18 protein-coding genes and 3 tRNA genes are annotated in these 23,906 nt (G+C 57.8%); 18 read left to right on the forward strand and 3 right to left on the reverse strand.

Translation table 11 applies throughout. The annotated features are described in order from the left end of the window. Position 1 precedes the first annotated feature (1 nt). Both G3M56_RS03905 and G3M56_RS03910 read left to right on the forward strand, forming a co-directional pair. Positions 2–3,757 carry an efflux RND transporter permease subunit gene (locus G3M56_RS03905; protein WP_164365463.1) on the forward strand — a complete coding sequence of 1,252 codons (3,756 nt, stop codon included), beginning with the start codon at positions 2–4 and terminating at the stop codon, positions 3,755–3,757. Positions 3,758–3,814: 57 nt separating this feature from the next. Next, entirely contained in the window at positions 3,815–6,277 is a 2,463-nt protein-coding gene (locus tag G3M56_RS03910) for a heavy metal translocating P-type ATPase (protein ID WP_164365464.1), read from the forward strand. 429 nt (positions 6,278–6,706) lie between these two features. Here the strand turns inward: G3M56_RS03910 and G3M56_RS03915 are convergent. After that, positions 6,707–6,781 (reverse strand) — tRNA-Arg (locus G3M56_RS03915). A 304-nt stretch (positions 6,782–7,085) separates the two neighbouring features. On the opposite strand from G3M56_RS03915, the gene G3M56_RS03920 reads away from it, so the two are divergent. After that, the gene (locus G3M56_RS03920) at positions 7,086–7,913 is read left to right on the forward strand and encodes a CHAD domain-containing protein (protein ID WP_164365465.1); all 828 of its coding nucleotides are present in this window, start codon (positions 7,086–7,088) and stop codon (positions 7,911–7,913) included. Positions 7,914–8,573: 660 nt separating this feature from the next. Here G3M56_RS03920 and G3M56_RS03925 read toward each other — a convergent pair. Continuing rightward, complete coding sequence (locus tag G3M56_RS03925) at positions 8,574–9,821, reverse strand: MFS transporter (protein WP_164365466.1); 1,248 nt, start codon at positions 9,819–9,821, stop codon at positions 8,574–8,576. 128 nt (positions 9,822–9,949) lie between these two features. Between G3M56_RS03925 and G3M56_RS03930 the strand changes: the two genes are divergently transcribed. Further along, positions 9,950–10,025: transfer RNA gene (locus G3M56_RS03930), tRNA-Thr, on the forward strand. A 291-nt stretch (positions 10,026–10,316) separates the two neighbouring features. On the opposite strand, the gene G3M56_RS03935 is transcribed toward G3M56_RS03930, so the two are convergent. Further along, a complete protein-coding gene (locus G3M56_RS03935; RefSeq protein WP_164365467.1) occupies positions 10,317–10,694 on the reverse strand; it encodes a hypothetical protein in 378 nt (125 codons plus the stop codon). A 523-nt stretch (positions 10,695–11,217) separates the two neighbouring features. On the opposite strand from G3M56_RS03935, the gene G3M56_RS03940 reads away from it, so the two are divergent. From G3M56_RS03940 to tuf, 14 genes are all read left to right on the forward strand, one after another. After that, entirely contained in the window at positions 11,218–12,210 is a 993-nt protein-coding gene (locus tag G3M56_RS03940; RefSeq protein ID WP_164365468.1) for a CPBP family intramembrane glutamic endopeptidase, read from the forward strand. Between the two features lie 31 nt (positions 12,211–12,241). Then, positions 12,242–13,555, forward strand: coding sequence for an adenosylmethionine--8-amino-7-oxononanoate transaminase (bioA, locus tag G3M56_RS03945; protein ID WP_164365469.1), 1,314 nt, complete (start codon positions 12,242–12,244; stop codon positions 13,553–13,555). A 143-nt stretch (positions 13,556–13,698) separates the two neighbouring features. Further along, the gene (locus G3M56_RS03950; protein ID WP_235203577.1) at positions 13,699–14,016 is read left to right on the forward strand and encodes a hypothetical protein; all 318 of its coding nucleotides are present in this window, start codon (positions 13,699–13,701) and stop codon (positions 14,014–14,016) included. Between the two features lie 3 nt (positions 14,017–14,019). Then, positions 14,020–14,799, forward strand: a complete 780-nt coding sequence (locus G3M56_RS03955) for a ComFC family protein (RefSeq protein WP_164365470.1) — start codon at positions 14,020–14,022, stop codon at positions 14,797–14,799. Between the two features lie 142 nt (positions 14,800–14,941). Beyond that, a complete protein-coding gene (gene accD, locus G3M56_RS03960) occupies positions 14,942–15,805 on the forward strand; it encodes an acetyl-CoA carboxylase, carboxyltransferase subunit beta (protein WP_164365471.1) in 864 nt (287 codons plus the stop codon). 19 nt (positions 15,806–15,824) lie between these two features. After that, on the forward strand, positions 15,825–17,144 hold the full coding sequence (locus G3M56_RS03965; protein WP_164365472.1) for a bifunctional folylpolyglutamate synthase/dihydrofolate synthase: 1,320 nt from the start codon (positions 15,825–15,827) through the stop codon (positions 17,142–17,144). Between the two features lie 66 nt (positions 17,145–17,210). Beyond that, on the forward strand, positions 17,211–17,627 hold the full coding sequence (locus G3M56_RS03970; protein WP_164365473.1) for a SufE family protein: 417 nt from the start codon (positions 17,211–17,213) through the stop codon (positions 17,625–17,627). A gap of 198 nt (positions 17,628–17,825) precedes the next feature. After that, the gene (locus G3M56_RS03975) at positions 17,826–18,401 is read left to right on the forward strand and encodes a hypothetical protein (RefSeq protein ID WP_164365474.1); all 576 of its coding nucleotides are present in this window, start codon (positions 17,826–17,828) and stop codon (positions 18,399–18,401) included. Positions 18,402–18,544: 143 nt separating this feature from the next. Further along, a complete protein-coding gene (locus G3M56_RS03980) occupies positions 18,545–19,444 on the forward strand; it encodes an ABC transporter ATP-binding protein (protein ID WP_164365475.1) in 900 nt (299 codons plus the stop codon). Next, entirely contained in the window at positions 19,441–20,370 is a 930-nt protein-coding gene (locus G3M56_RS03985) for an ABC transporter permease (RefSeq protein WP_164365476.1), read from the forward strand. Before G3M56_RS03980 ends, G3M56_RS03985 begins: the two co-directional genes overlap by 4 nt. Positions 20,371–20,390: 20 nt before the next feature. After that, positions 20,391–21,314 carry a hypothetical protein gene (locus tag G3M56_RS03990; protein WP_164365477.1) on the forward strand — a complete coding sequence of 308 codons (924 nt, stop codon included), beginning with the start codon at positions 20,391–20,393 and terminating at the stop codon, positions 21,312–21,314. Between the two features lie 96 nt (positions 21,315–21,410). Continuing rightward, a complete protein-coding gene (locus tag G3M56_RS03995; RefSeq protein ID WP_164365478.1) occupies positions 21,411–22,139 on the forward strand; it encodes a metallophosphoesterase family protein in 729 nt (242 codons plus the stop codon). A gap of 199 nt (positions 22,140–22,338) precedes the next feature. Beyond that, positions 22,339–22,413: transfer RNA gene (locus G3M56_RS04000), tRNA-Thr, on the forward strand. Positions 22,414–22,539: 126 nt separating this feature from the next. After that, on the forward strand, positions 22,540–23,724 hold the full coding sequence (gene tuf / locus G3M56_RS04005; RefSeq protein WP_164365479.1) for an elongation factor Tu: 1,185 nt from the start codon (positions 22,540–22,542) through the stop codon (positions 23,722–23,724). The last annotated feature ends 182 nt before the right edge of the window (positions 23,725–23,906 follow it).

The raw sequence follows: 23,906 nt of genomic DNA on the forward strand, positions 1-23,906 counted from the left end.
TATGTCAGCGATTCTTAGATTCTGTTTGGAGAACAAACTGGTCGTCGGCATTGTTGCCGCGTTGTTTGTTTTCGTTGGTGTGTTGTTTGCTCCCTTTGCGTGGGACGAAATGAAGATCGCCCGTGACCCGGTGCCGGTCGATGCGATTCCCGACTATGGAGCGAACCAACAAATTGTGTTCACTCAATGGGAGGGGCGGTCGCCGAAGGATGTTGACGACCAGATCACCTACCCTCTGACGGTTGCGCTGATGGGGTTGCCGCATGTCGAGACGGTTCGCAGTTACAGCTACTTCGGGTATTCGACCATCTTTGTGATCTTCAAAGATGACGCGGACTTCTACTGGTCGCGGAGCCGATTGCTTGAGAAACTGTCGAGTCTTCCGTCGGGGACGTTGCCACAGGCGGTTTCGCCAATGCTCGGCCCCGACGCCACAGGGCTTGGTCAGGTGTTTTGGTACACGTTGGAAGGCCGTACACCGGATGGAAAACCGGCGCCGGGATGGGACCCTCAGGAGCTTCGCTCGATCCAGGATTGGACGGTGCGCTATGCACTGCAAGGCGCAGACGACGTGGCCGAAGTGGCGTCGGTGGGAGGGTTTGTAAAAGAGTATCAAATCGATGTCGACCCGGATGCGTTGCGTCATTTCGATGTGTCGATCGAGCAGGTGTTCTCTGCAGTGCGCAGTTCTAACATCGATGTTGGTGCGCGTACAATCGAGCTCAACCGCGTCGAGTATATCGTGCGCGGAATCGGGCGCATCGATAACCTTGACGATGTGCGCAGTATTGTCGTGGCCGAACGCGACAATATTCCGGTGACCGTCGAACAACTCGCCAGCGTGGAACTGGGGCCCGCAATGCGCCGTGGTGCGCTGGACAAAGACGGGAGCCCCACCGTCGGCGGTGTCGTAGTGTCGCGCTTCGGTGCCAACCCGATGCAGGTGATCGATAATGTGAAGGATAAGATTGCCGAAATCGCACCAAGCTTGCCCAAGAAGGTGCTCGAGGACGGGACTGTTAGTCAGGTGACGATTGTTCCGTTCTACGATCGGTCGTCGTTGATCAAGCAGACTCTGGGGACACTTGAGGATGCTTTGATACATGAGGTGCTGATAACGATCATTGTGGTCGTTGTCATGGTGATGCACATTCGAAGTAGTTTGCTCATCAGCTCTGTTCTGCCATTGGCGGTTCTCGGAACGTTCATCGCTATGAAGTTTGCCGGAGTCGATGCCAACGTGGTGGCGTTGTCCGGGATTGCGATCGCAATTGGCACGGTTGTCGATGTCGGAATCGTTCTGTGCGAGAACATACTGTCGCATGTTAAAACTGCTCCCGACGACGAGCGGAGGATCGACACGGTCTTCCGCGCTACCAAGGAAGTGAGCGGCGCGGTCGCCACTGCGGTTGCCACCACGGTGGTTTCATTCCTGCCAGTGTTTAGTCTTGCGGGGGCTGAGGGGAAGTTGTTCAAGCCCTTGGCTTATACTAAGACCTTCGCGTTGGTGGCTTCGATTGTCGTGTCGCTGGCGTTGATCCCTCCGTTGTTTCACCTGTTGCTGGGTAAGAGGCGTAGCTCCGGATCGAGTCGCTGGCGTCGGCGTAGTGGATTGGCCCTACTCGGATTAGCTCTGCTGATGAGTCCGTTGATCTTTGAGGCTATGGCTTGGTGGATGGCCGCATTGCTCGCGGTGCTGTGTTGGTTCAATGCTGTGCGCGATTTGTTGCCTGAACGTATCTCTCGCCACGGCTTACTGGTGACCAATCTGATGCTCGCAGCAGGAGTCGCTGTTTACTTGGCGGGCGCATGGCACCCCCTGGGGGTTGATCATGGTTTCGGCAATGTGGTGTTCACTTTGCTGGTTGTCGGAGGAACGCTCGCCTTGATGATCGGTTTTACTAAGATCTATCCAACGTTGTTGGCCTTCGTGCTGCGTTGGAGGGTTGTTTTCTGGGTGTTATGCCTCGTCGTATTGTCGATGTCGTTGCTCGTTCCACTGGGAGCGCGTGCGACGTTAGGGTTCTTGCCTGACCGTGTGCTTGAGGGCAGAATTGTCAGCAAGGTGGACGAATGGTTTCCCGGGCTGTCTTCTGAGTTTATGCCTAAGCTGGACGAAGGGTCGTTCCTCCTCATGCCCACCACCAGCGCTCATGCGTCGATAGGTGAAGCGATTGAAATTATCAGCCTCCAGGATGCTGCGATCAGTGCGATTCCAGAAGTGGAGACAGTTGTAGGTAAAATCGGGCGCGTCGAAAGCGCGCTTGATCCTGCTCCCGTGTCGATGGTGGAAACGGTGATTAACTATAAGCCGGAATTTAAAGAAGATGCCGATGGGCGGGTGATGCGCTTTGCGTGGGATAAGTCTACTAGTGAGTTCGTACGTGATGCCTCTGGTGAATTGGTTGCCGACCCGAAAGGTCGGCCGTTCCGCAACTGGCGCGATGAGATCAAATCCCCTGACGATATATGGGAGGAAATTGTCCACGCTGCGAAGGTGCCGGGGGTGACCGATGCACCGAAACTCCAGCCAATCGAAACCCGCATCGTGATGCTCCAGTCGGGTATGCGCGCGCCGATCGGGATGAAGGTTTTCGGACCGGATCTCGAATCGATCGAGAAAGCGGCACTTCAGATCGAGCAGATTCTTCGCAGTGGTGAGGCTGCCGCTATCAACACTGCAGCTGTTTCGGCGGACCGGGTGGTAGGAAAGCCTTATATCGAAATAGATATTAAGGCCGAGGCAATCCAACGGTATGGGCTGCAGAAAGAGGCGGTGCAACGCACGATCGAAGTGGCTGTTGGTGGGCGTTCGGTGACCACGACCATCGAGGGTCGCGAGCGCTACCCGGTTCGCGTGCGTTATCCACGCGAACGTCGCGGCGATTTCGGTGCGCTCGATAAAGTGCTAGTCGCCACCCCTAGCGGCGCTCAGATCCCGCTGGGCCAATTGGCAACTATCTCGTATCGGCGCGGTCCGCAGATGATCAAAAGCGAAGATACGTTTTTGGTTGGCTATGTGATCCTCGATACGAATCCGGGCTTCTCGGAGATCGACGCGGTCAATCAGGCACAGGCGCTGCTCGACGAAAAAGAGGAGAGTGGTGAGTTCGTTCGTCCCCCTGGTGTGACGTATGTCTTCACTGGAAACTATGAAAACCAAGTGAGGTTCAAAGAGAACCTTGTCCGTATCCTGCCGGTGACACTCGCGTTGATCTTTCTCCTGATCTTCATTCAGTTCAGAAAAGTTTGGTTGACGGCGGTGGTGTTCACCGGAGTCGCATTCGCATTGTCTGGTGGGTTTGTTATGATTTGGCTCTATGGGCAAGAGTGGTTCTTGGCCGGGAGCTGGTTCGGGGTGGACTTGCGGTCGTTGTTCCAGATGCAGACGATCAATTTGAGTGTTGCGATCTGGGTCGGATTCCTTGCGTTGTTTGGCATCGCCACCGATGACGGCGTGTTGATGAGCGCCTATCTTGAGCAACGTTTCAATAGTGATCCTCCGCGTGACAAGGATTCGGTGCGGCGTGCGACAATCGAGGCGGCCACCAGGCGGATTAGACCTGCTATGATGACCAGTGCCACCACGGTTCTTGCGTTGTTGCCAGTTCTCAGTAGTACGGGGAAGGGCGCTGATATCATGGTGCCAATGGCGATCCCGACATTCGGCGGGATGGTCTTCGCGCTGATCACCGTGTTCGTTGTGCCGACGATCTATTGCACGGTGAAGGAGAAGGGAGTGAGGGAGATTGAATAGTTTCTAGGCTGATGAATTTCCTGAGTTCGAAACGAGCCAAAACCTAACTGAGAAGCCATGAAGGATTTGTCCAAATCAGTTTCGTTGCCAATCGAAGGGATGACATGTGCGTCATGTGTCGGTCGAGTCGAGCGCGCCTTGAGTGCCGTTCCTGGGGTTACTCGTGCCAACGTCAATCTGGCGACTGAACGGGCCAATGTTCATTTCGAAGGTACGGTAGAGCGCGATTCTCTCGTGCAAGCGGTTGTAGAAGCCGGTTACGAAGTGCCCTCCGAATCTGTGAAACTTGCCATCGACGGCATGACTTGCGCTTCGTGCGTGGGGAGGGTTGAGCTGGCGCTGATGAACGTGCCGGGAGTATCCGAGGCGAACGTCAATCTCGCGACAGGGCGGGCAAGTGTGAGGGGGAGCGCTGAAGTAGCTGGGCTGATTGCGGCTATCAAGCATGCGGGCTACGATGCGCGAGAAATAGTGGACAGCGACAAGACTGTAGGCTCCACCACGGAAAAGCTAGACCAAGAAGATCTCGCTCTCCGTCGAGACCTGGTGATAGCGAGTACCCTTACGTTTCCAGTGTTTTTGTTGGAGATGGGAAGTCACCTAATCCCCGCGTTCAGCCATTGGGTCATGTCGACCATCGGGACGCAGGTGAGTTGGTATATTCAGTTCGTCCTTACCTCGCTGGTCTTGCTGGGGCCTGGTCGTCGGTTTTACACCAAAGGGTTTCCTGCACTCGTTCGAGGCGCGCCTGATATGAATAGCTTGGTGGCAGTCGGTACCACGGCAGCGTACCTTTACTCTATCGTTGCGACCTTCGCTCCGAGTATACTGCCAGCCGGGACGATCAGTGTGTATTTCGAGGCCGCTGCAGTCATTACCACACTCATCCTTTTAGGGCGATGGATGGAGACTCGGGCCAAGGGCCGTACGTCGGAAGCGATAAAACGGCTAGTCGGCCTCCAAGCAAAAACCGCGAGAGTGCGCCGGAACGGAAAGATAGAAGAAGTCCCTGTTGCCGACGTCGTTGTCGGTGATGTCGTTGAAGTCCGGCCGGGCGAACGGGTGCCGGTTGACGGGGAGGTCGTTGAAGGGGCTAGCTACATCGATGAAAGTATGGTCACCGGTGAGCCGCTACCCGTCGCCAAAGAGAATGGAGCTGCGGTTGTTGGTGGCACTGTCAACCAAACGGGTGCTCTTACGTTGCGAGCGACCGCTGTAGGAGGCGACACAATGCTCGCGCAGATCATTAGGATGGTTGAGGAAGCTCAGGGATCGAAGCTCCCCATTCAGGCTCTGGTGGATAAGGTGACAATGTACTTTGTTCCCGTGGTCATGGTGTTGGCGCTTTTGACATTCGGGTTATGGTTCTTCTTGGGTCCGGAGCCTTCACTTACCTATGCGCTTGTCAACGCTGTCGCTGTTCTGATCATCGCGTGCCCGTGTGCCATGGGGTTGGCTACACCCACCTCGATCATGGTGGGTACCGGGCGTGGCGCTGAGATGGGGGTGCTCTACCGGAAGGGGGAGGCGTTGCAGTTGTTGAAGGATGCTCGGGTCGTGGCTCTCGACAAGACCGGTACGCTTACTGAAGGCCACCCCCGCATGACCGACTTCGAGGTGTTGGAGGGGAGCGATCGTAGTGACGTACTGGCAAAAATCGCGGCTGTTGAGTCCAAGTCTGAGCATCCGATTGCTCGTGCGATTGTTGCAGCGGCAGAGCAGGAGGATCTACTGTTACCGGATGTTACAAATTTAGAGAGCGTAACGGGGATGGGGGTCGTCGCCACCGTGGGGAGCGATCGCGTTGAGATCGGCGCGGATCGCTACATGGCTTCGGTCGGGTATGACGTGGCTGAGTTTGCCGAGGTTGCGAATCGTCTCGCTGACGTCGGTAAGTCGCCAATTTATGCTGCGATTGGTGGGAAGCTTGCCGCCATTATCGCGGTGGCAGATCCGGTCAAGAAAAGCACACCGGGTGCGATCGATGCCTTTCATCAGTTGGGATTCAAGGTTGCGATGATTACCGGGGATAACCGTCGCACGGCGGAAGCGGTTGCCAGACAATTAGGTATCGACCAGGTTATTGCCGAGGTTCTTCCGCGTGGCAAAGTAGATGCGGTTCGGGCACTCAAAAAAGAGCACGGTAGCGTCGCGTTTGTCGGAGACGGAATTAATGACGCACCGGCGTTGGCGGAGGCCGATGTCGGGCTTGCGATAGGTACTGGCACCGATGTGGCAATCGAGGCCGCAGATGTGGTTCTGATGTCGGGATCGCTAAAAGGGGGACTGAACGCCATTGCTCTGTCCGTGGCTACCCTTCGAAACATCAAACAAAATTTGTTTTGGGCGTTCGCCTACAACACTATTTTACTCCCCGTAGCAGCTGGCGCTCTTTGGCCACATTTCGGCATATTGCTATCACCTGTGTTTGCGGCCGGCGCTATGGCCTTTTCGTCTATCTTCGTTCTCGGCAACGCTCTTCGGCTGCGTCGTTGGGTTGCTCCTATGGCTGATAGCTAGTTGTCGAGTTTATGGGGAAAGAGCATTCAGCCCAGTGCGAGAAGGCGGAGGCTGTGGTTGAGATTCCGAGTTATGTGAGTCGAGGTTGGGCACACCTGACATAGCTTTGCGCAATGTCTCGTCACCTAGACGGGTACACAGACTATAAACGTCTTCCGATTGGTAGTCGACAATTGCAATCCGGACCTCAGAAGCCATGTTTGAGTTCTCCAGTCAACAAGTCAGGCTATGGCGTTAACTTTGGAGGCTGTGCTTTGGTCGTCTAGCTAGAGTTCGTAAAACTCTAGCTGTCGAGCGATGGAGAGGTGACGCATATGAACCGCCTTGAACGCCGATGACTAATATGAAAACAACTTACGTATGACTTACAGTTGCTGTCTCGACGGGCGCCTGCTTTTGTAAGTTTCTTGTTTTGAGGCTGTTGTGAAGTGGCGTCCCCGAGAGGAATCGAACCTCTATCTAAAGTTTAGGAAACTCTTGTTCTATCCGTTGAACTACGGGGACCCAGTGGTCGCATGGACGGCGCGAAGGTATCCTGCAGTTGCTGCGAGATCAAGGGGCGAGAGAGAATTTGAACTTGAAAGCTGGAATGAGGGGGGGCGGAAGTAGGGCGAAGGTTAGCAGGTCGTTGTGGTTGCTATGTTTTGGAGGGAGGCGCTGCGGGTATTTAGGAGGGGGGCTGGGTCTAAGCTGGCGGGCTGAGAGGCGGGTCGCGTGCAGGTGGAGTGCTGTGTCGTGCTGCTTCATGCGTGCTTGCTGCTGCTCTGGTGTTGATGAGCGTTGACTGAGGGTACGGGTTCTTTGCATCATGGCCGGTATGAAACGCGACAAGATGCGGGTGTGCCATGTGGCTCAATGGTGTCGGAAGGCTCTGGAACCATGGGCTGAGAAGGCGGCGCACGGTGGGCCGCTGAGTGATGAGGATGTGCATCAGTTGCGGGTTGCGACCAAGCGGGTGCGCGCGGCATGGCGAGTGATGGAGTCGGATAAAAGGGTGGCGCGTGAGCACAGTGCGAACTTGGCGGCGGCGGCGCGTATGGTTTCTGGCGAGCGGGATGCAGCGGTTTTGCGGGCGTTGATCACGGAGATGGAAAAGACGTCGGAGCAGTCTGCTGGTGATGGATTCTACGAATGGTTGGCGGATGCGGTGACGTCGGATTGTCTGGATCGCAGTGTGCCGGTGGAGCGTGGGGATGGGGTGTCGATCCGGGCGCGGTTGGCCAAGGCTTTGGATGATCTGGCCCCTTATCTTCAGGATGAGTTCAGTGGTCACCGCAAGGTGCTGTATGGGATGCGGCGGACGGCGAAGAAGTGTCGCAAGTCATTGCGCAAGGCGGCGCGGAATGACACGCCGGAGGAGTGGCACAAGGCGCGTCGGCGGGTGAAGTTTGTGGTGCACCAGAACCAGATTGTGTGCGAGTTGGCGGGACAGGATTTGCCGGATGAGGTGACCGCGATGCGCGGGTTGGCGCGTCAGCTGGGGGAGTGGAATGACTTGGACAACTTACGGGCTGCGATGAGTCGGATTGCGGTGCCGGCGTGTCACACGGACGACGCGCGCTCGGTGATGGAATGGATTGAGGCGCGTGACCGCGAGATGAGAGATGCGGTGAAGAAAGTGGTGCGTGGCGGGTGAAGGATGGGCGGTTTTGGACAGGATTTACATGATGGTCATGATTTTACGCAGGGGGGAGTTGAGGTTGTAGACTCGCTGGGCTCGGGGGGCGGGGAATGGTGGGCGGAGGTTCCTGTTTTAGGATCCGCAGATGGCGCAGATTGATGGGATTTTGCGCAGGCATGGGCGGTGGGGATTGGCTCGCGGTGCTCGGGTGGGGCGAATGCTATGTTACGGGGAAGGATTGGTTTTCCACAGATGGGCAGGATTGGAGGGATGGCTCGCAGGCGAGAGCTGAGGTTGTAGGGCTCGCTGCGCTCGGGGGCGGGGAATGGTGGGCGTAGGTTCCTGTTTTAGGATCCGCAGATGGCGCAGATTGGGGTGATTTCGCGCAGGCATGGGCGATGGGGATTGGCTCGCGGTGCTCGGGTGGGGCGAATGCTATGTTACGGGGCGGATTGGTTTTCCACAGATGGGCAGGATTGGATGGATGGCTCGCGGGCGGGAGCTGAGGTTGTAGGGCTCGCTGCGCTCGGGGGCGGGGAATGGGTTTGCGGAGGTTCCTGCTTTGGGATCCGCAGATGGCGCAGATTAGGGTGATTTTGAGTCGGCTTGGGCGGAGATGGGCGTTCGTTTGTGCTCTGGTTAGGGGCGTGGTGTGCGGAACAGATGTGGGGGCGATTAGGAGGCGTTTTTGCCGCGGTAGTAGATGAGGAAGAAGATGAGGGTGGCGGCGATCATGGCGGATTGGACGCCCCAGAAGAGTGACCAGCCGCTGGAGGTGGAGTGGATGGCAGATTGTTTGAAGAGCTCGCCGCCGACGAGCATGCCGATGAGGGTGCCGACACCTCCGTTGAGCATGACGAGCAGCGATTGGGCCTGGCTGCGCATTGAGGGGGCGATGCGGTCGGCCAGGTACATTTGGGCGGTGATGAAGACACCGGTGTAGCAGATGCCGTGAAGGAAGATGCCGACCCAGAGCCAGGTGGTGGCTGACGATGCCGAGCCGACGGTAAAGAGGATGTAGCGGATGAGGGCGGCGCTGAGCGAGGTGAGGAAAATCCAGCGCATGCGGACGCGGGCCACGAGCATTGGGAGTGAGATCATGGCGACAATTTCACTGACCTGGCCGAGGGTCATGGTGGAGGCAGGATGGGAGTCGCCGAGCTCGCGCAGGAGGATGGGGGTGTAGGGGTAGAAGGCTGCAAATGGGATGGAGACGAGTGTGGTGGTGAGGAAAACGGCCCGGTGGTCGCGGTTGCGGAGGAGGGAAAAGGCATCGAGCCCGAAGAGTGCGGTCAGTCCTTTTTTGGCGCTGACCATTGCCTGGGGCGGGACGGCGGGGAGGAACCAGCAGGCGATGGCGAGGGCGGCGAGGACGACGGCTCCGGCGTAGCCACCGGCGACTGAGGTTTCTCCGTGGAGAAGGTGGCTAACGGTCCAGCCGGCAGCGATCCAGCCGAACGTGCCCCACAGCCGGACGCGGGGGAATCGGGTGTCGCCTTTGCCGAGGAGGGCGAAGGCAAGCGAGGCGATCAGCCCGAAGGTTGGCGTGAAGAAGAGCGCACGGATAAAGAAGACAAAGATGAATACCCACGGAGGGGCTCCGCGGTCGAGCAGGTAGAAGGACCAGGCAAGAGTGATGGACGAGGCGGCGAAAAGAACCGCCAGAACTTTGCCGAGGTCGAAGCGTTTGTCGGCCAGGGCACCGGACATCAACGGGGCGAGCATGGCGGCGACCGGGCCGGCGGACATGGCCAGGTGGATGAACTCACCGAGCCCACGGGAGGACATGACATTGCCCAAGGTTACGGTGAATAGCCCGGGGACTCCGAGGTGAAAGAAGAACAGGATGCATAGCAGGATCTCGACCCGTGCCGCCGACCATTTGGGGCTGGTATATTCGGGTGGGGAGGGGTGAGATTTCATAGCAAGGGACTCATACACGTGCGGGGTGGGAGGTGCGCGTGGAAAAATTCTGCTAAAGATACGATTCACGCACTTGCATCCGGTGAATCCGTGGCTAATATGGCTGCTCGCTCGCAGATAGCAGAGCGGCCGACTTAGCTCAGTTGGTAGAGCAACTCACTTGTAATGAGTAGGTCGTCGGTTCGAATCCGACAGTCGGCTCCAGTTTTCATGAAAAAGGACTCACCAGATGGTGGGTTCTTTTTTTGTTTCGGGGGAGGGGCTCGCGGCGCTCGTGGGAGGGGAATGGTCTGAGGAGGTTCCTGTTTTTTGGGATCCGCAGATTTCGCCGATTGATGTGATTTTGTATGGGGGGAGGTGAAGGGCTCGCGATGCTCGGGCGGGATGGAGGATTCTTCGGAGACTGGGGCGGGGGCGAAAGAAAAAGGGACGCCTCTGGTGAGGTGTCCCTTTGTTTGAGTGTCTGTGATTTGCGATGCCTATGGGTGCCGCTGGCTATTCTTCTTCGTCGGACGAGGTCTGGGCGTCGCGTTCTTTGGCGGCGGTGATGAGAGCGTCGACTTCTTCGACGTGTTCCCATGGGAGGCGGCGGCGTTGGTATTTGCCGAAGATCTTTTCGCGCAGGACTTCGAGTTGGGTGACCGAGAGGTCTGCTGGATCGTGGTCGGTCCAGACGCGAGGGAACCCTTCATTGGCTGCGCGGCCTTTTGGGATTTCGCAGGTGCGGTAGAACCAGCGTCCGGTTTCGCGCCATGCTTGGATGAGGCGGTAGGTGTGGTTGTCTACCTTTTCACGCCAGTCGTGCATGTTTTTGGTGCTCCGTCCGTAGGAACGGCGTGGGTCGCGGTCTTTGGCTGGGCGGCGTCTTGGCATGAAGAATAGATAGTCGCGGATGGCGCGTAGGGCAAAGTTGAAATCGGGGCGCGGGGAGGGAGAGAAGTGCGCGCGGTGCGCGGATGGGGAGCTGGCCAAGCTGGAGCTTGGCGTTCCAGCTTGGTGTTGGGAGATTGGGAGGTGCGACGGAGGTTGGATCGCCCTTGCAGGGCTTGGGTGTGGGGTGGGGCGATTCCCATGCCGTTGGCATGGGCTACGTTGGGACGCACCTCCGGTGCTGGGGCGGGAAGGTTGGAAGGTTGGAAGGTTGGAAGGTTGGAAGGTTGGAAGGTTGGAAGGTTGGAAGGTTGGAAGGTTGGAAGGTTGGAAGGTTGGAAGGTTGGAAGGTTGGAAGGTCGGAAGGTCGGAAGGTCGGAAGGTCGGAAGGTCGGAAGGTCGGAAGGTCGGAAGGTCGGAAGGTCGGAAGGTCGGAAGGTCGGAAGGTCGGGATCTTGGATCTTGGTGCGGCTTTCGGATTCCTTGCTTGGCAAGTGGGGTGATCAGGGGTTTGTTGTCGGCGATTATGACTGGCTCATCTTTATTTCGTCAGGACTGGCTGAAGGTCACGCTGTGGCTTGTGGGAACGATGGTGCTTGGGGCGTTATTGGCGCCTTGGGTGTTTGTTGGAGGCAAGGCTTTTGCGGAGTGGGTTGTGGCTGGAGGTGAGGCGAGGCAGGGGCTGCCACTGGTTGGCTGGGTGGGCGAGGAGGCGCTGAAGGCGGACTTCAAGCGCTACTTCAACCGTGCGATGCTGGTGGCTGCGTTGGTGTTGTTGTGGCCGTTGGTGAAGTCATTGCGTGGTGGTGATGCGGCGCCTCACGGGTTGCGTTTGGAGAAGACTCCGCACCGGTTTGGCTATCTAGCAGTGGGCTGGGTGATGGCGTCGGCGATCTTGCTGGCGATGGGGTTCTCGTTTGTGGGCGTGGGCTTTTTCCGGATGCGGGGTGAGCCTGAGTGGGGCGAGTGGTTGACGACGGCTTTGATTGCCGGGTTCGGGGCGGCGGTGATGGAAGAGATCTTCTTCCGCGGTTTGTTGACCGGGGCGCTGTTGCGTCGCGGGCGTCCGCTGGCGGTGATGCTCTTTGTGACGACGTTTTTCGCGGTGGTGCATTTCCTCAAACCACCGGAGGCGTTGTACATTCCGGACGAGACGGTGGATTGGCGGTCGGGCTTCTTCCTGACCGGGATCATCTTGCGTCATATGCTCGAGCCTGAGTTTTTGCTGGCTGAGTTTGCGACTTTGTTTGCGGTGGGCTGGGTGTTGATGGTGGCACGGATGAAGACGCGATCGCTGTGGTTGTCGATCGGGCTGCATGGCGGCTGGGTGTTCGGGCTGAAGTTGTTCAGTGCCTGCACGCGTCGTGACGCGCCATTGGAAGAGACGCTGCCGTGGATTGGCAATGATTTGAAGACGGGGCTCGTGCCGTTGGTGCTGGTGAGTGTGACCGGGATCCTGGTGATGTCGATGACGCGCAAGTGGCGGACGCCGCCAGCATTGCAGGGCGAGAAGCATTAAGCCGAGAGAACCTTAGAATTCAGAGCGGATCATGAGTTCCAACCTACTTGAGCGCGACCGCAAGGCGGTGTGGCATCCATTTACCCAGCACGGAATCCCGAGCGAATTGCTGCGGGCGGCGAGGGCGCAGGGGGCGCATGTCTTTGACGACACTGGCAAGCAGTACCTCGATCTGATGAGCTCGTGGTGGGTGAGCATCCACGGGCATTGTCATCCGCGGGTGGTGGAGGCGATCAGCCAACAGGCGGCGACGCTGGACCACGTGTTGTTTGCCGGGGCAACGCACGAGCCTGCGGTGAAGTTGGCCGAGGAGTTGCTCGATCTTGCAGGGATCAAGGCGGGCAAGGTGTTCTACACGGACGATGGATCGACCGCGGTGGAAACGGCGGTGAAGATGGCACTGCAGTATTTTGGTAACCGTGGCGAAAAGCGCACCAAGATTGTCGCGTTCGAGAACGCCTACCACGGCGATACTTTCGGCGCGATGACGCTGGGGCAAAGTACGCACTTTTTCACGGCATTCCCGGCGACCGCGCTAGAGGTGGAGTTTTTGCCGGTTCCCCAGGTGTGGGAAGGGCACACGGACGATGCAGCGGAGGATGCCGTGGTGGCGCAGTTTGAGGAGATCGCTGCGCGTGGTGATTGTGCGGCGGTGATTTTCGAGCCTCTGGTGCAAGGGGCCGGTGGGATGTTGTTCCACTCCAAGCGTTTTTTGTCGGCGATTGTTCGCACGGCGAAGAAGCATGGGGTGCTGGTGATTGCCGACGAGATCATGACCGGGCTCGGGCGGACGGGGGAAGTGTTTGCCACCGACCATCTCGACGCGGACGCGCGGCCGGATATTTTGTGTGCGGCCAAGGGGTTGTCGGGCGGGATGTTGCCGTTGGCGGTGACAATCACCCACGATTTCATCTACGATGCGTTTATTGGCGAGACGTTCAGCAAGGCGCTGGCTCATGGGCACAGCTACACGGCGAACCCAATCGCCTGTGCCGGCGGGGTGGTGAGCATGGAGTTGCTGCGCGATGGGGCGACTATTCAGGCGCGTGATGCGTTGAGTGATGCGATGCGGAAGCACTTCCTCGGGCTGGTCGATCGGTATCCGGATTTGTTGGAGAAGCCGCGTATCCTAGGCGGAGTGGCGGCGGTGAACCTGGCACCGGAGTCGGTGGAATATGGATCGACGGTGAGTCGGAGGTTGCAGCAGTTCTACCACGAGCGTGGGCTGATTTTGCGTCCGGTGGGGCCGGTGATTTATTTGATGCCGCCGTACAAGGTGGATGAACAGGAACTGGCGGATGCGTGTGAGGTGGTGGCGGAGTCGCTTGAGCGGTTTGTGCGGTGATCCGAGGGGGGGTAAACCGTCCCTTCGGGACGAGGTGTCTGTGGGGCGGGAGCCCGGAGGTTGAAACCTCCGGCTAGCCGGTAAGTCGTCGCTTCGCGACGGGGATGTGGGTGTCGGATGTGGGTGTTGGATGTGGGTGTTGGATGTGGGTGTTGGATGTGGGTGTTGGATGTGGGCGTCGGATGTGGGCGTCGGATGTGGGCGTCGGATGTGGGCGTCGGATGTGGGCGTCGGATGTGGGCGTCGGATGTGGGCGTCGGATGTGGGCGTCGGATGTGGGCGTCGGATGTGGGCGTCGGATGTGGGCGTCGGATGTGGGCATCGGATGTGCGGGCGTCGGATGTGCGGGCGTCGGATGTGCGGGCATGGATCGAGGTGGTTTGTTGGGCGGAGCGAAGAGAAGGGGGCGGGTGCTGGAGATTTTGGGTTGGAGTTGGGAGTTGTTGTTGTGTAGGTGTTAGTTTGTGATTTCTCGAGTCAACTGGTGGGCGGGCAAGGTATTGGATTTGGTGGCTCCCCGGGTGTGTGAGGTTTGTGAGGGGCTGGTGGAGCGGCCGGAGCCGGCGTGGCGCCGTGGGCCGCGGCGGGATGTGTGTGTGGCGTGTGAGGAACGGCTGGAGTTGCAGAGTGATCGGTACTGCCAGCGTTGTGGGGAATCGTTTGATGGGGATGTGGACGGGCGGCTGCGGTGCATGAACTGTGAGGATCTGACCTTGCCGTTTGCGTTCGCTGTGGCGCGGTATCGGGCGTCGGGTGCGGTGAGGGAAATGGTGCACCGCTTCAAGTTCGGGCGTCAGTTGCGGTTGCGGCAGACCTTGGCGTCGATGGTGGTGGATGTGTTTTCTTTTGATCCCCGGCTTGAGGAAATGTGGCAAGCGGGGGGCTTGGTAATGGTGCCGGTTCCGTTGTCGCCGCGCCGATTGCGTGAACGTGGGTTCAACCAGGCATTGCAGGTTTCCTTGTTGGCGGGGCGGGAGCTGAGGGTGCCGGTGGTGGATTGTCTGGTGCGGACACGGAACACGTCGCCACAGAGTCAGCTGTCGCGGAAGAAGCGGCTGGAGAATATGAAAGGGGCGATTGGTGTGAAGCCCCGAAAGCGTGGTGGCTGGGAGCTTGAGGGGATGCGTGTGGTCTTGGTGGATGATGTTTTGACCACGGGATCCACGGCGTCGGCGTGTGCGCGGGTGCTGATTGATGAGCTTGGCGTGACGCAGGTGGTGGTGGCGACGGCCGCGAGGGGGTAGGGGGAAGTCTGGCGAGATCGGGGAGAAAATTCGGTATTAGGAAAAGGTAAATGCCTATTGGCATCCTGCGATTGGTGGGGCTAAGATGCGCGGAATGCACGCTGCGGCGTCGAACTACGCAAACTGATAGCCACAACAGATCATGGGAATTTTCAAACGTCCTCGCCTGAAGTCGAAGAACCGTAAATCCTCGCAGCCTGAGATGCCCGAGGGCTTGTGGCAGAAGTGCCCGGCTTGTAACGAGGTGATCCACGAGATGGACTTGAAGCAGGCGCTGCGCGTGTGCCCGAAGTGTGATCATCACTTCATGTTGGGATCGCGTGAGCGGATCGAGTCGATCGCCGACGAGGGGTCTTTTGAGGAGTTTGACGCGAATTTGGTGTCGGTGAACCCATTGGGCTTCGCCAACTATGAGAGCAAGATTGAGAAACAGCGCGAGGTTTCCGGCTTGAACGACGCAGTGGTGACCGGACGCATCAAGGTGCGCGGCAACACAGCGATCATCGCGGTGATGGACTTCAAGTTCTTCGCGGGCTCGATGGGCTCGGTGGTGGGTGAGAAGATTACCCGTGCGGTGGAAGCCGCGACCAAGGAGAAAGTGCCGGTAATCGTGGTCTGTGCCTCGTCTGGTGCTCGTATGCAGGAGGGGATGTTGTCCCTGATGCAGATGGCGAAGACATCGGGTGCGCTGGCTCGTCATCACGATGCGGGTCAGGGGTACATCGCGGTGCTGACACATCCGACGACCGGTGGTGTGACGGCTTCTTTCGCGACCCTGGGCGATGTGATTTTGGCCGAGCCAAAGTGCATGATCGGCTTCGCTGGTCCGCGAGTGGTGAAGGAAACGACCCACCAGAACCTGCCGGATGGATTCCAGACCGCCGAGTTCATGCTTGAGCATGGATTGGTCGACCGGATTGTCGAGCGTTCGGCGATGCGTCCGACATTGGCGCGTTTGATTGCGTTCTTCAGCGGCAAGGGGAACCCACTTTCAGCTGACGCATAACTTGTCCGAAAGATGAATTTTGATTCACGCCGTCGAGCCGGAAGGCCGGCGGCGTGATTTGTTTCTGGCTATCAGCAAAGCGACGATGAACTACGGCGAAGCGATTGATTGGTTGTACCGCACCCAGTTGATAGGGATCAAACTCGGGCTGGAGAATGTGAAGCGCTTGTTGGCGGTGCGGCTGGCGAACCCAGCGCCCGGTGTGAAGGTGGTGCACGTGGCCGGAACGAATGGCAAAGGCTCGACGTGTGCGATGATTGACGCGATTGCGCGGGCGAGTGGAATGCGCTGCGGGCTCTTTACGTCGCCGCATTTGGTGGATTTCTGCGAGCGGATGCGGGTCGGAGGAGAGATGCCGACACGTGAGTTTGTGGCGGACGAGCTCACGACGATCCGTGAGGCGGTGAAGGATTGGGAGAACCATCCGACGTTTTTTGAGATTACGCTGGTTTTGGCGATGCGTTATTTCCGTGAGCGATCAGTCGAAATGATCGTGCTGGAAACCGGGATGGGCGGACGCCTGGATGCGACCAATGCGATTCCGAAGGATGTTGCGGTAATTATGCCTGTGGCGATGGACCATGCGGAATGGCTTGGTGACACGCTGACCAAGGTAGCCGGTGAGAAGGCTGGGATTATTCAGGACGGTGTGCCGGTGGTTAGTGCGCCACAGGAGCCGGAGGCGCTGACGGTGATCGAGCAGGAGGCGAATGCGAAGCGATCGGTTTTGACTGTGATCGACGAGCCGTTGGAGGGATACGGAATTGGCTTGGCTGGCGCGCATCAGCGCTGGAATGCGGCGGCGGCTGTGCAGGCATTGCATGCGATGGGCTTGCGGCTGCGGGTGGATGTGATCCGGTTTGGCTTGGAGAATGTGGTGTGGCCGGGACGCTTTGAGCGGCGTCAGGTGCGTGTTGCCGACCGGATGGTCGAATTGGTGATGGATGCGACGCACAACCCGCACGCGGCCGAATCATTGGCGGCGACCTGGGATTCGGTGTTTGGCTCCGAGCGTAAAGCGGTGGTGGTGATGGGGGCGGCGGACAAAAAGGATGTCGATGGGGTGTTGGACCACATTGAGCGGATTGGTGCGGAATGGATCTTGGTGCCGATCAATTCTCCGAGGTCCATGGCTCCCGAGGCGCTCGCAGAGAAGTTGCGCGGCCGTGGTGCGGGCGATGCTGATGCGGTGGAGGATGTTGAGGGCGGGCTTCAGGCCGCTTTGCAACGTGGGGCGGACAATGGGATGCCGGTTTTGGTGACGGGCTCGCTTTTCCTTTTGGGGGAAGTTACCGGGTTGCTCGATGGCGGTGAGGGGCCTCGGAAATCGAGCCAGTAAGGTCGATGGATACGGGAGGCTTTCCTCCGTTGACATTGAGGATCTGGGCCGCATCTTGGCGTCGCCATGAGTATCCAAGACAAGCAGCAACAACTTCTCGACGAGCTTTCTTTGTTCCAAGACTGGACCGAGCGCTACGAGTACGTGATCGGATTGGGAAAGCAGCTCGAGCCGATGGCTGATGATTCCAAGCGTGATGATCTGTTGATCCGTGGATGTCAGTCGATGGTGTGGCTTGACGCAAGCTGCAAAGATGGAGTGATGCACTACCAGGCGGACTCGGACTCCTTGATCACCAAGGGGATGATCGCGCTTTTTGTGCGTGTGCTGGACGGGGAAAGCCCTGAGGAAGTGCTTAAGGCGGACATGAGCTTTGTCGAACAGACCGGGTTGAAGGAGCATTTGGCGCCAACCCGCGCCAATGCCTTGAACTTGATGGCGACGCAGATGAAGCAGCGCGCACTCGAGTTTGCCGGCAAGTAGCCGAGAGCTGGGGGGGATATATCCGGGCGCATTTGACCGGATCTTGACGTGGAAGCACGAGGTGTCGTTGTGCCCGTGAGGAGGCTTTTTTCTAACAATTGAGAATCAACTGCTCTCATCTAACTTAATTCGTTTCCTGCGTGTTCTTAAAGTGCGTGGTGGTTGTTAGCCGCGTGTAAAAGAGAACAACAGAATATCATGAAACGAATGAATCAGTGGATGATGGGCGCGGCGACGGCATGCGCGATTGCTGTGACTGCGGATGCAGCGGTGGTTTTTAGTGGTACCGATGGAACGCTCGATTTTGACGCGGTATCGGGGAGTTATTCCCTTGGGGGCGTGGAGGTTACAGTCTCGGCGAATATTGGGTCGGTGAATGCCACAAGTTCGGGATTGGGGATCAATCATCCGTCGGCGGGAGATCCGACGGCGCAGCTCGACACGGTAAACGCGGTGGAGATCCTGACCTTCATCTTCAACAAGGATGTGCTTTTTGAATCGGTGACGATTGCGGGTGTCGGGGCAAGTGATGCCTTGGGTGTGCAGTTTGATGGCGGTGCGACGACTTTGTTGGATTCGTCTGGTGAGCACGTGTTCGGCACCTTTGTGGCGGCGGGGCAGACGGTAACGTTGGCAGCGGCCGCTCCCGATGATCCGACGCCGAACAACGGGGTGGGAATTACGGCCTTCACGGTGACTGCGGTGCCCGAGCCATCGGCAGCCGGGCTGGCTCTTTGTGGCGGGCTTGGGTTGATGCTCCGCCGCCGCCGTTAATGGGGAGTTCTTGTAGTGGAGAATAAGCCGGGCGGGGAGTTGGCGGGTGATTGTAGAATTCGCGGTCTTCCCGTCCGGTGAATTGGTGGGATTGTGTGATATTTGGGTTTCCAATCAGGTGTGTCCTGCGTTAGATGCGGGGCATGGATTTGACCGAGGCAGAGAGCGCTTCCGATGGATCCGCGGTGAGGATCCGCGGGTTGGCGAAGGATTTTAAGATTCCGTTGCGGCGGAAATTGTTCCGCGCTGTGGATGATGTGTCGTTGGATGTCGAGGAAGGTGAGGTCTATGGATTGATCGGTCCGAACGGCTCCGGCAAGTCGACGACGATGAAGGTGATGCTTGGTATCATGAGCCCGACCGAGGGGGAGTGTCGCATTTTCGGGCGGCCTGCGGGACGTGCGGACAGTCGGCGTGAGGTTGGCTACTTGCCGGAGAATCCATACTTTTACAAGCATCTGACCGGCGCTGAGACGATGCGCTTTTACGGCGGTCTTTGCGGGCTGAAGGGGAAAGCGCTGCGCCAGCGTGCGGACGAGTTGCTCGACATGGTGGGGCTGAGTGATGCGGCGGATCGTCGCATTGGTGGCTATTCGAAGGGGATGCTGCAGCGGATTGGGCTCGCGCAGGCGGTGATTCATAACCCGCGCCTGGTGGTGCTGGATGAACCGACTGCCGGTGTGGATCCAATGGGCTCACGCCAGATCCGTGATTTGATTTTGGATCTGAAGAAGCGTGGGATTACCGTGTTTTTGACATCGCACCTGCTCGAACAAGTGCAGGAGGTGTGTGATCGGGTGGGGATTATTTTCCGCGGGAGGATGCTGAGACAGGGGCGGCTTGACGAGATGGTCGCGGTTGAGGATCAGACCGAGGTGGTGTTGAGCCATCCGTCACCGGCCCTGTTGGATCGGATTCAGGCATTGGTGGCCGATGACGAGGCTGCTTCGGTGGTGCGTATGGGGCATCCGCGGACGTCATTGGAGCGGCTTTTTATCGAGGCGACGAGCGAGCAAGCAGCATTGGAGGACGAGACGAAATGAGCGACGATGTGAATTTGATTGGGGGCGCTCCTATCGGGGGATCGCGTGGGTTGTTTTCGATTCGGCGGGTGGGGGTGCTGGGATATCACACCTTTCAGCAGTTGGTTCGGATGCGGGTTTTCTATTTCCTGGCGATCTTTGCGGTGATTTTGATCGCGAGTTCGCTTTTCGTGCTGCGGTATAACAGTCCGGAGCAGGAGTTGAAGATACTGAAGGACTTCGGGCTGGGGGCGATGACCTTGTTTGTCAGTGTGTTTGCCGTGGTTGCAACCTCGATGCTGATTCCCAAGGATATAGAGGACAGGACTTTGTACACGGTGCTCTCAAAGCCGGTTTTGAGGATTGAGTATCTGCTCGGCAAGCTGGTGGGTGTGGTGGCGTTGCTGGGCGTCAGCCTTGTCGTGATGGATGCGCTTTTCACCGGTGTACTTTACTTGCGGGAGGTTGCGGTGATGGACGAGCAAGTGCGGCAGCTTGAGGCTGCGGGCTATTCTGACGACGCGATTGAAGCGGTGCGTCAGTTGGTTTCGAAGGCAGGTGTGACGTGGTCGTTGCAGGTTGGGGTGTTTGCGGTGTTGTGCAAGGGCGTGGTGTTGGCGGCGTTGACGTTGTTGGTGAGCACGGTGGCGAGCAGTTCGCTTTTCACGATGGTGGTGGCGATCACTGCGTTTTTCGTCGGCCATGTGCAGGCGGATGTGCGGGCGTTTTACGAAGCGAGCGGGCTTGGCGGTGGGGTGATGTCGGTGATTTCCGCAGTGATGGTGTTGATGTTCCCCGATTTTCAGATGTTCAACGTGGTGGATGCCGCGGTGGGTGGGGAAGTGTTGGGCTGGGATGTCGCGGGGACTTTGGGTGGATTGGCTGGCGGCTATGTGCTGGTCTACGTGTTGCTGGCGTGGGTCGCGTTTTTTGACAAGGAGCTGTAGGGTTTCAGGAAGTCGATGTGATGATGCGTGGAAAGAAAGTTTTGGTGATGCTCGGGATCCTGCTCGTCTTCGGGCTGGTTCGCTGGCCTGTCGAGTCGGCGCTGACGCGCGACCTGCGGGCAGGTGGTGTATTGCCGGAGCCTCTTGATGTTACCATGCGGGAGCAGCTGAGTCAGAACAGCTACGTGGCGGCTTTCGGTGGGTTTCGCTCGGTCATTGCGAGTATCCGCGACCTGCAAGCCTACGTTGCGTGGGAGGATCGCGACTGGGGGAAGGTGGAGCGCGATTACGAAGTGATCACCGCGTTGCAGCCGCGCGTGGGGTCGTACTGGGAAACGGCATCGTGGCACATGGCGTACAATGCGGCGGGCTATTATCGGGAGGACTGGGACGAGGAAGGTGTGACCGATGAGTTGCGGCGTGAGCGCTGGCAGCGCTACATCGACCGAGGCTATGAGTTTTTGAAGGATGGAATGCGTTACAATCCCGAGCGTTGGCGGCTACCGATGCTTGCTGGGATGTTGTTTTCCGATCGGTTTAAGAAAATCGATCACGAAAAGGCGGCTCATTACTTCGAGATGGCTGCCGCGAGGGAAGGGTGCCCCGAGTACATCCGGAGGCGGGTGGCGTACGAGTTGAGCTATGTGAAGTCCCGCCGGGATGATGCGTATCAGCTGCTGCAGGCGTTGTACGACGAGTCGCCGCAGCATCACTTGCCCATGTTGTTAGGGAGCTTGCTCGACCTTCAGTTGGAGTTGGGTGTGGACCCTGATCGGATGGTGCGGTTGACTGAATTTGGCACCACCGACGAAGAGATTGCCCAGCAGTTGAGTGACTACCGGTTGTACCGAAAGTCCATGGGCGGTGGGGTCGGGCACCGCATGGGCCAACTGATAGACGCACTGACCGCATCCGAAGCGCAGACCGAGAATCGGGCTGAGTGAGGATTCTAAGTTAAAATCGCTAGCAATGAGCGCGAAAGTCGTTATTGATTTGTTCTCGCTTTCGCAAATTACCGCATCATCCCCGCTTTTCCTGTAATGAAATACGCCATCTTCGGTGACATCCACGCCAACCTGGAAGCACTTGAAACTGTGCTCGCTGACGCCAAGGAACAGGGATGTGACAAGTATGTCTGTCTTGGTGATATCGTTGGCTACAATGCCAATCCTCGTGAATGCCTGGAAATTGTCCGCAGTTTGGATTGTCCGGTGATCAAGGGGAACCACGATGAAGAGTGCTCGCGGGATACACCTCTGGAGGGGCTCAATCCATTGGCTTTTGCTGCTCTGACGTGGGCGCGTGAGCAGATGGTGCCTTCGGAGAAGGAGTATTTGCGCAACCTGCGCTTCGTGCGCCAGGTGTCTGATTTCACGGTCGTTCACGCGACATTGGATTCGCCGTCGAGTTGGGCATACGTGACCAACAAGTTCGACGCCATGGCGAGCTTCAACTACCAGTTCACTTCCGTGTGTTTCTACGGCCACACCCACGTTCCGATGGCATTCGTGCAGAACGACGGTGGGCGTCCGGATCAGCGGATGGAAGAGGTTGTGGAGATCAAGCCGGGTGAGAAGTATTTCATCAATGTGGGGAGTGTCGGTCAGCCGCGTGACGGGGACTGGCGTGCGTCCTACGCGATCTACGACAAGGCGGCGAAAACTGTGACCACGCGTCGCTTGGAGTACGATATTCGCAAGACCCAGGAGAAAATTCTCGCTGCAGGGCTGCCAGAAGGTTTGGCGGATCGTCTTGCGGAAGGTCATTGAGGATCAATGAGTGGCGCGGGGTGTTTGCTTCAATGTGCGTGAAAAATTCGCTGATTCGTTGCAAAACCTTTTTGACACTGGCTCCATCGTTGCTAGTTTCCAGTCCGCTTCCGCAAGACCGGCAAGCCTGAAGAGCTCGAAAGGGTTTGGATGGTGGATGGTAAGAAAGGGGCGGTACGCGTCACATCGTCAGAAAGATGCTCTTGTAGCTCAGTGGTAGAGCGCATCCTTGGTAAGGATGAGGTCGGCGGTTCAAATCCGCTCAAGAGCTCCATTTCTCTGAAGGTGGGGCGTTGACTTGGTCAGGCGTTAAGCCTGGTCGGGCACCACACCAAGAAACAACTGCCTGCCTGGATTTGCGATTCGCTCCCGGGCAATCAATATCCAACCTATATCTACCATGGCCAAAGAATCCTTTGAAAGGTCCAAGCCTCACGTGAACGTGGGCACCATCGGTCACGTTGACCACGGCAAAACCACACTTACCGCAGCTATCACCACCATCCTTGCTGAAGCAGGTGGTGCAGAAGCTAAGGCGTACGACGAGATCGACGCCGCTCCAGAAGAGAAGGCTCGCGGAATTACTATTTCGACCGCTCACGTTGAGTACGAGACCGAGAATCGTCACTACGCTCACGTTGACTGCCCAGGTCACGCTGACTACGTGAAGAACATGATCACCGGTGCTGCCCAGATGGACGGTGCTATCCTCGTGGTCTCCGCTGCTGATGGCCCAATGCCTCAGACCCGTGAGCACATCCTTCTTGCTCGTCAGGTGGGTGTCCCGGCGATCTGCGTTTTCCTCAACAAGTGCGACATGGTCGACGACGAAGAGCTTCTTGAGCTCGTTGAGATGGAAGTTCGCGAACTTCTTTCGGCTTACGACTTCCCAGGTGACGACCTTCCAATCACCAAGGGTTCGGCTCTCAAGGCCCTCGAGGGTGACGAGAAGTACAAGCAGGCGATCCTCGACCTCATGGCTTCGGTTGATGCTTACATCCCAGAGCCAGAGCGTCCAATGGACCAGCCATTCCTGATGCCAATCGAAGACGTGTTCTCGATTGAAGGTCGTGGTACCGTTGCTACCGGTCGTATCGAGCGTGGTATCATCAAGAAGATGGAAGAAGTTGAGATCGTGGGTATCCGCGAAACTCAGAAGACCACCATCACCGACATCGAGATGTTCCGTAAGCTTCTCGACGAAGGTCGTGCAGGTGACAACGTGGGTCTCCTCGTTCGTGGCCTCAAGAAGAACGACCTCGAGCGTGGTCAGGTGATCGCCAAGCCAGGTACCACCACACCACACAAGAAGTTCAAGGCAGAGATCTACGTTCTGTCGAAGGACGAGGGTGGCCGTCACACGCCATTCTTCTCGAACTACCGTCCACAGTTCTACTTCCGCACCACCGACGTGACCGGTTCCATCGAGCTCCCAGAGGGCACCGAGATGGTCATGCCTGGTGACAACACCGAGCTCACCGTTGAGCTCATCACCCCGATCGCGATGGAGAAGACAATGCGCTTCGCTATCCGTGAAGGTGGCCGCACCGTGGGTGCAGGTCGTGTTGGCGACATCATCGAGTAATCTCGATTGAGTTGCTGACCAACTCGCGAAACTTAAGATCCCGGGCCGTGTGGCTCAATTAGGGCGCGCGGTCCGGGATTGTTTCGAGAGCTTTTCGTTGGCTTTGGTTCTTAGTGATCCATTGCTGACAACCAAGTCAGGCAGTCTTCTTGGTTTACATTAGCGCATTTGAGGAGCATCGA

This window comes from Sulfuriroseicoccus oceanibius (assembly GCF_010681825.2).
Classification (GTDB): Bacteria; Verrucomicrobiota; Verrucomicrobiia; order Verrucomicrobiales; family SLCJ01; genus Sulfuriroseicoccus; species Sulfuriroseicoccus oceanibius.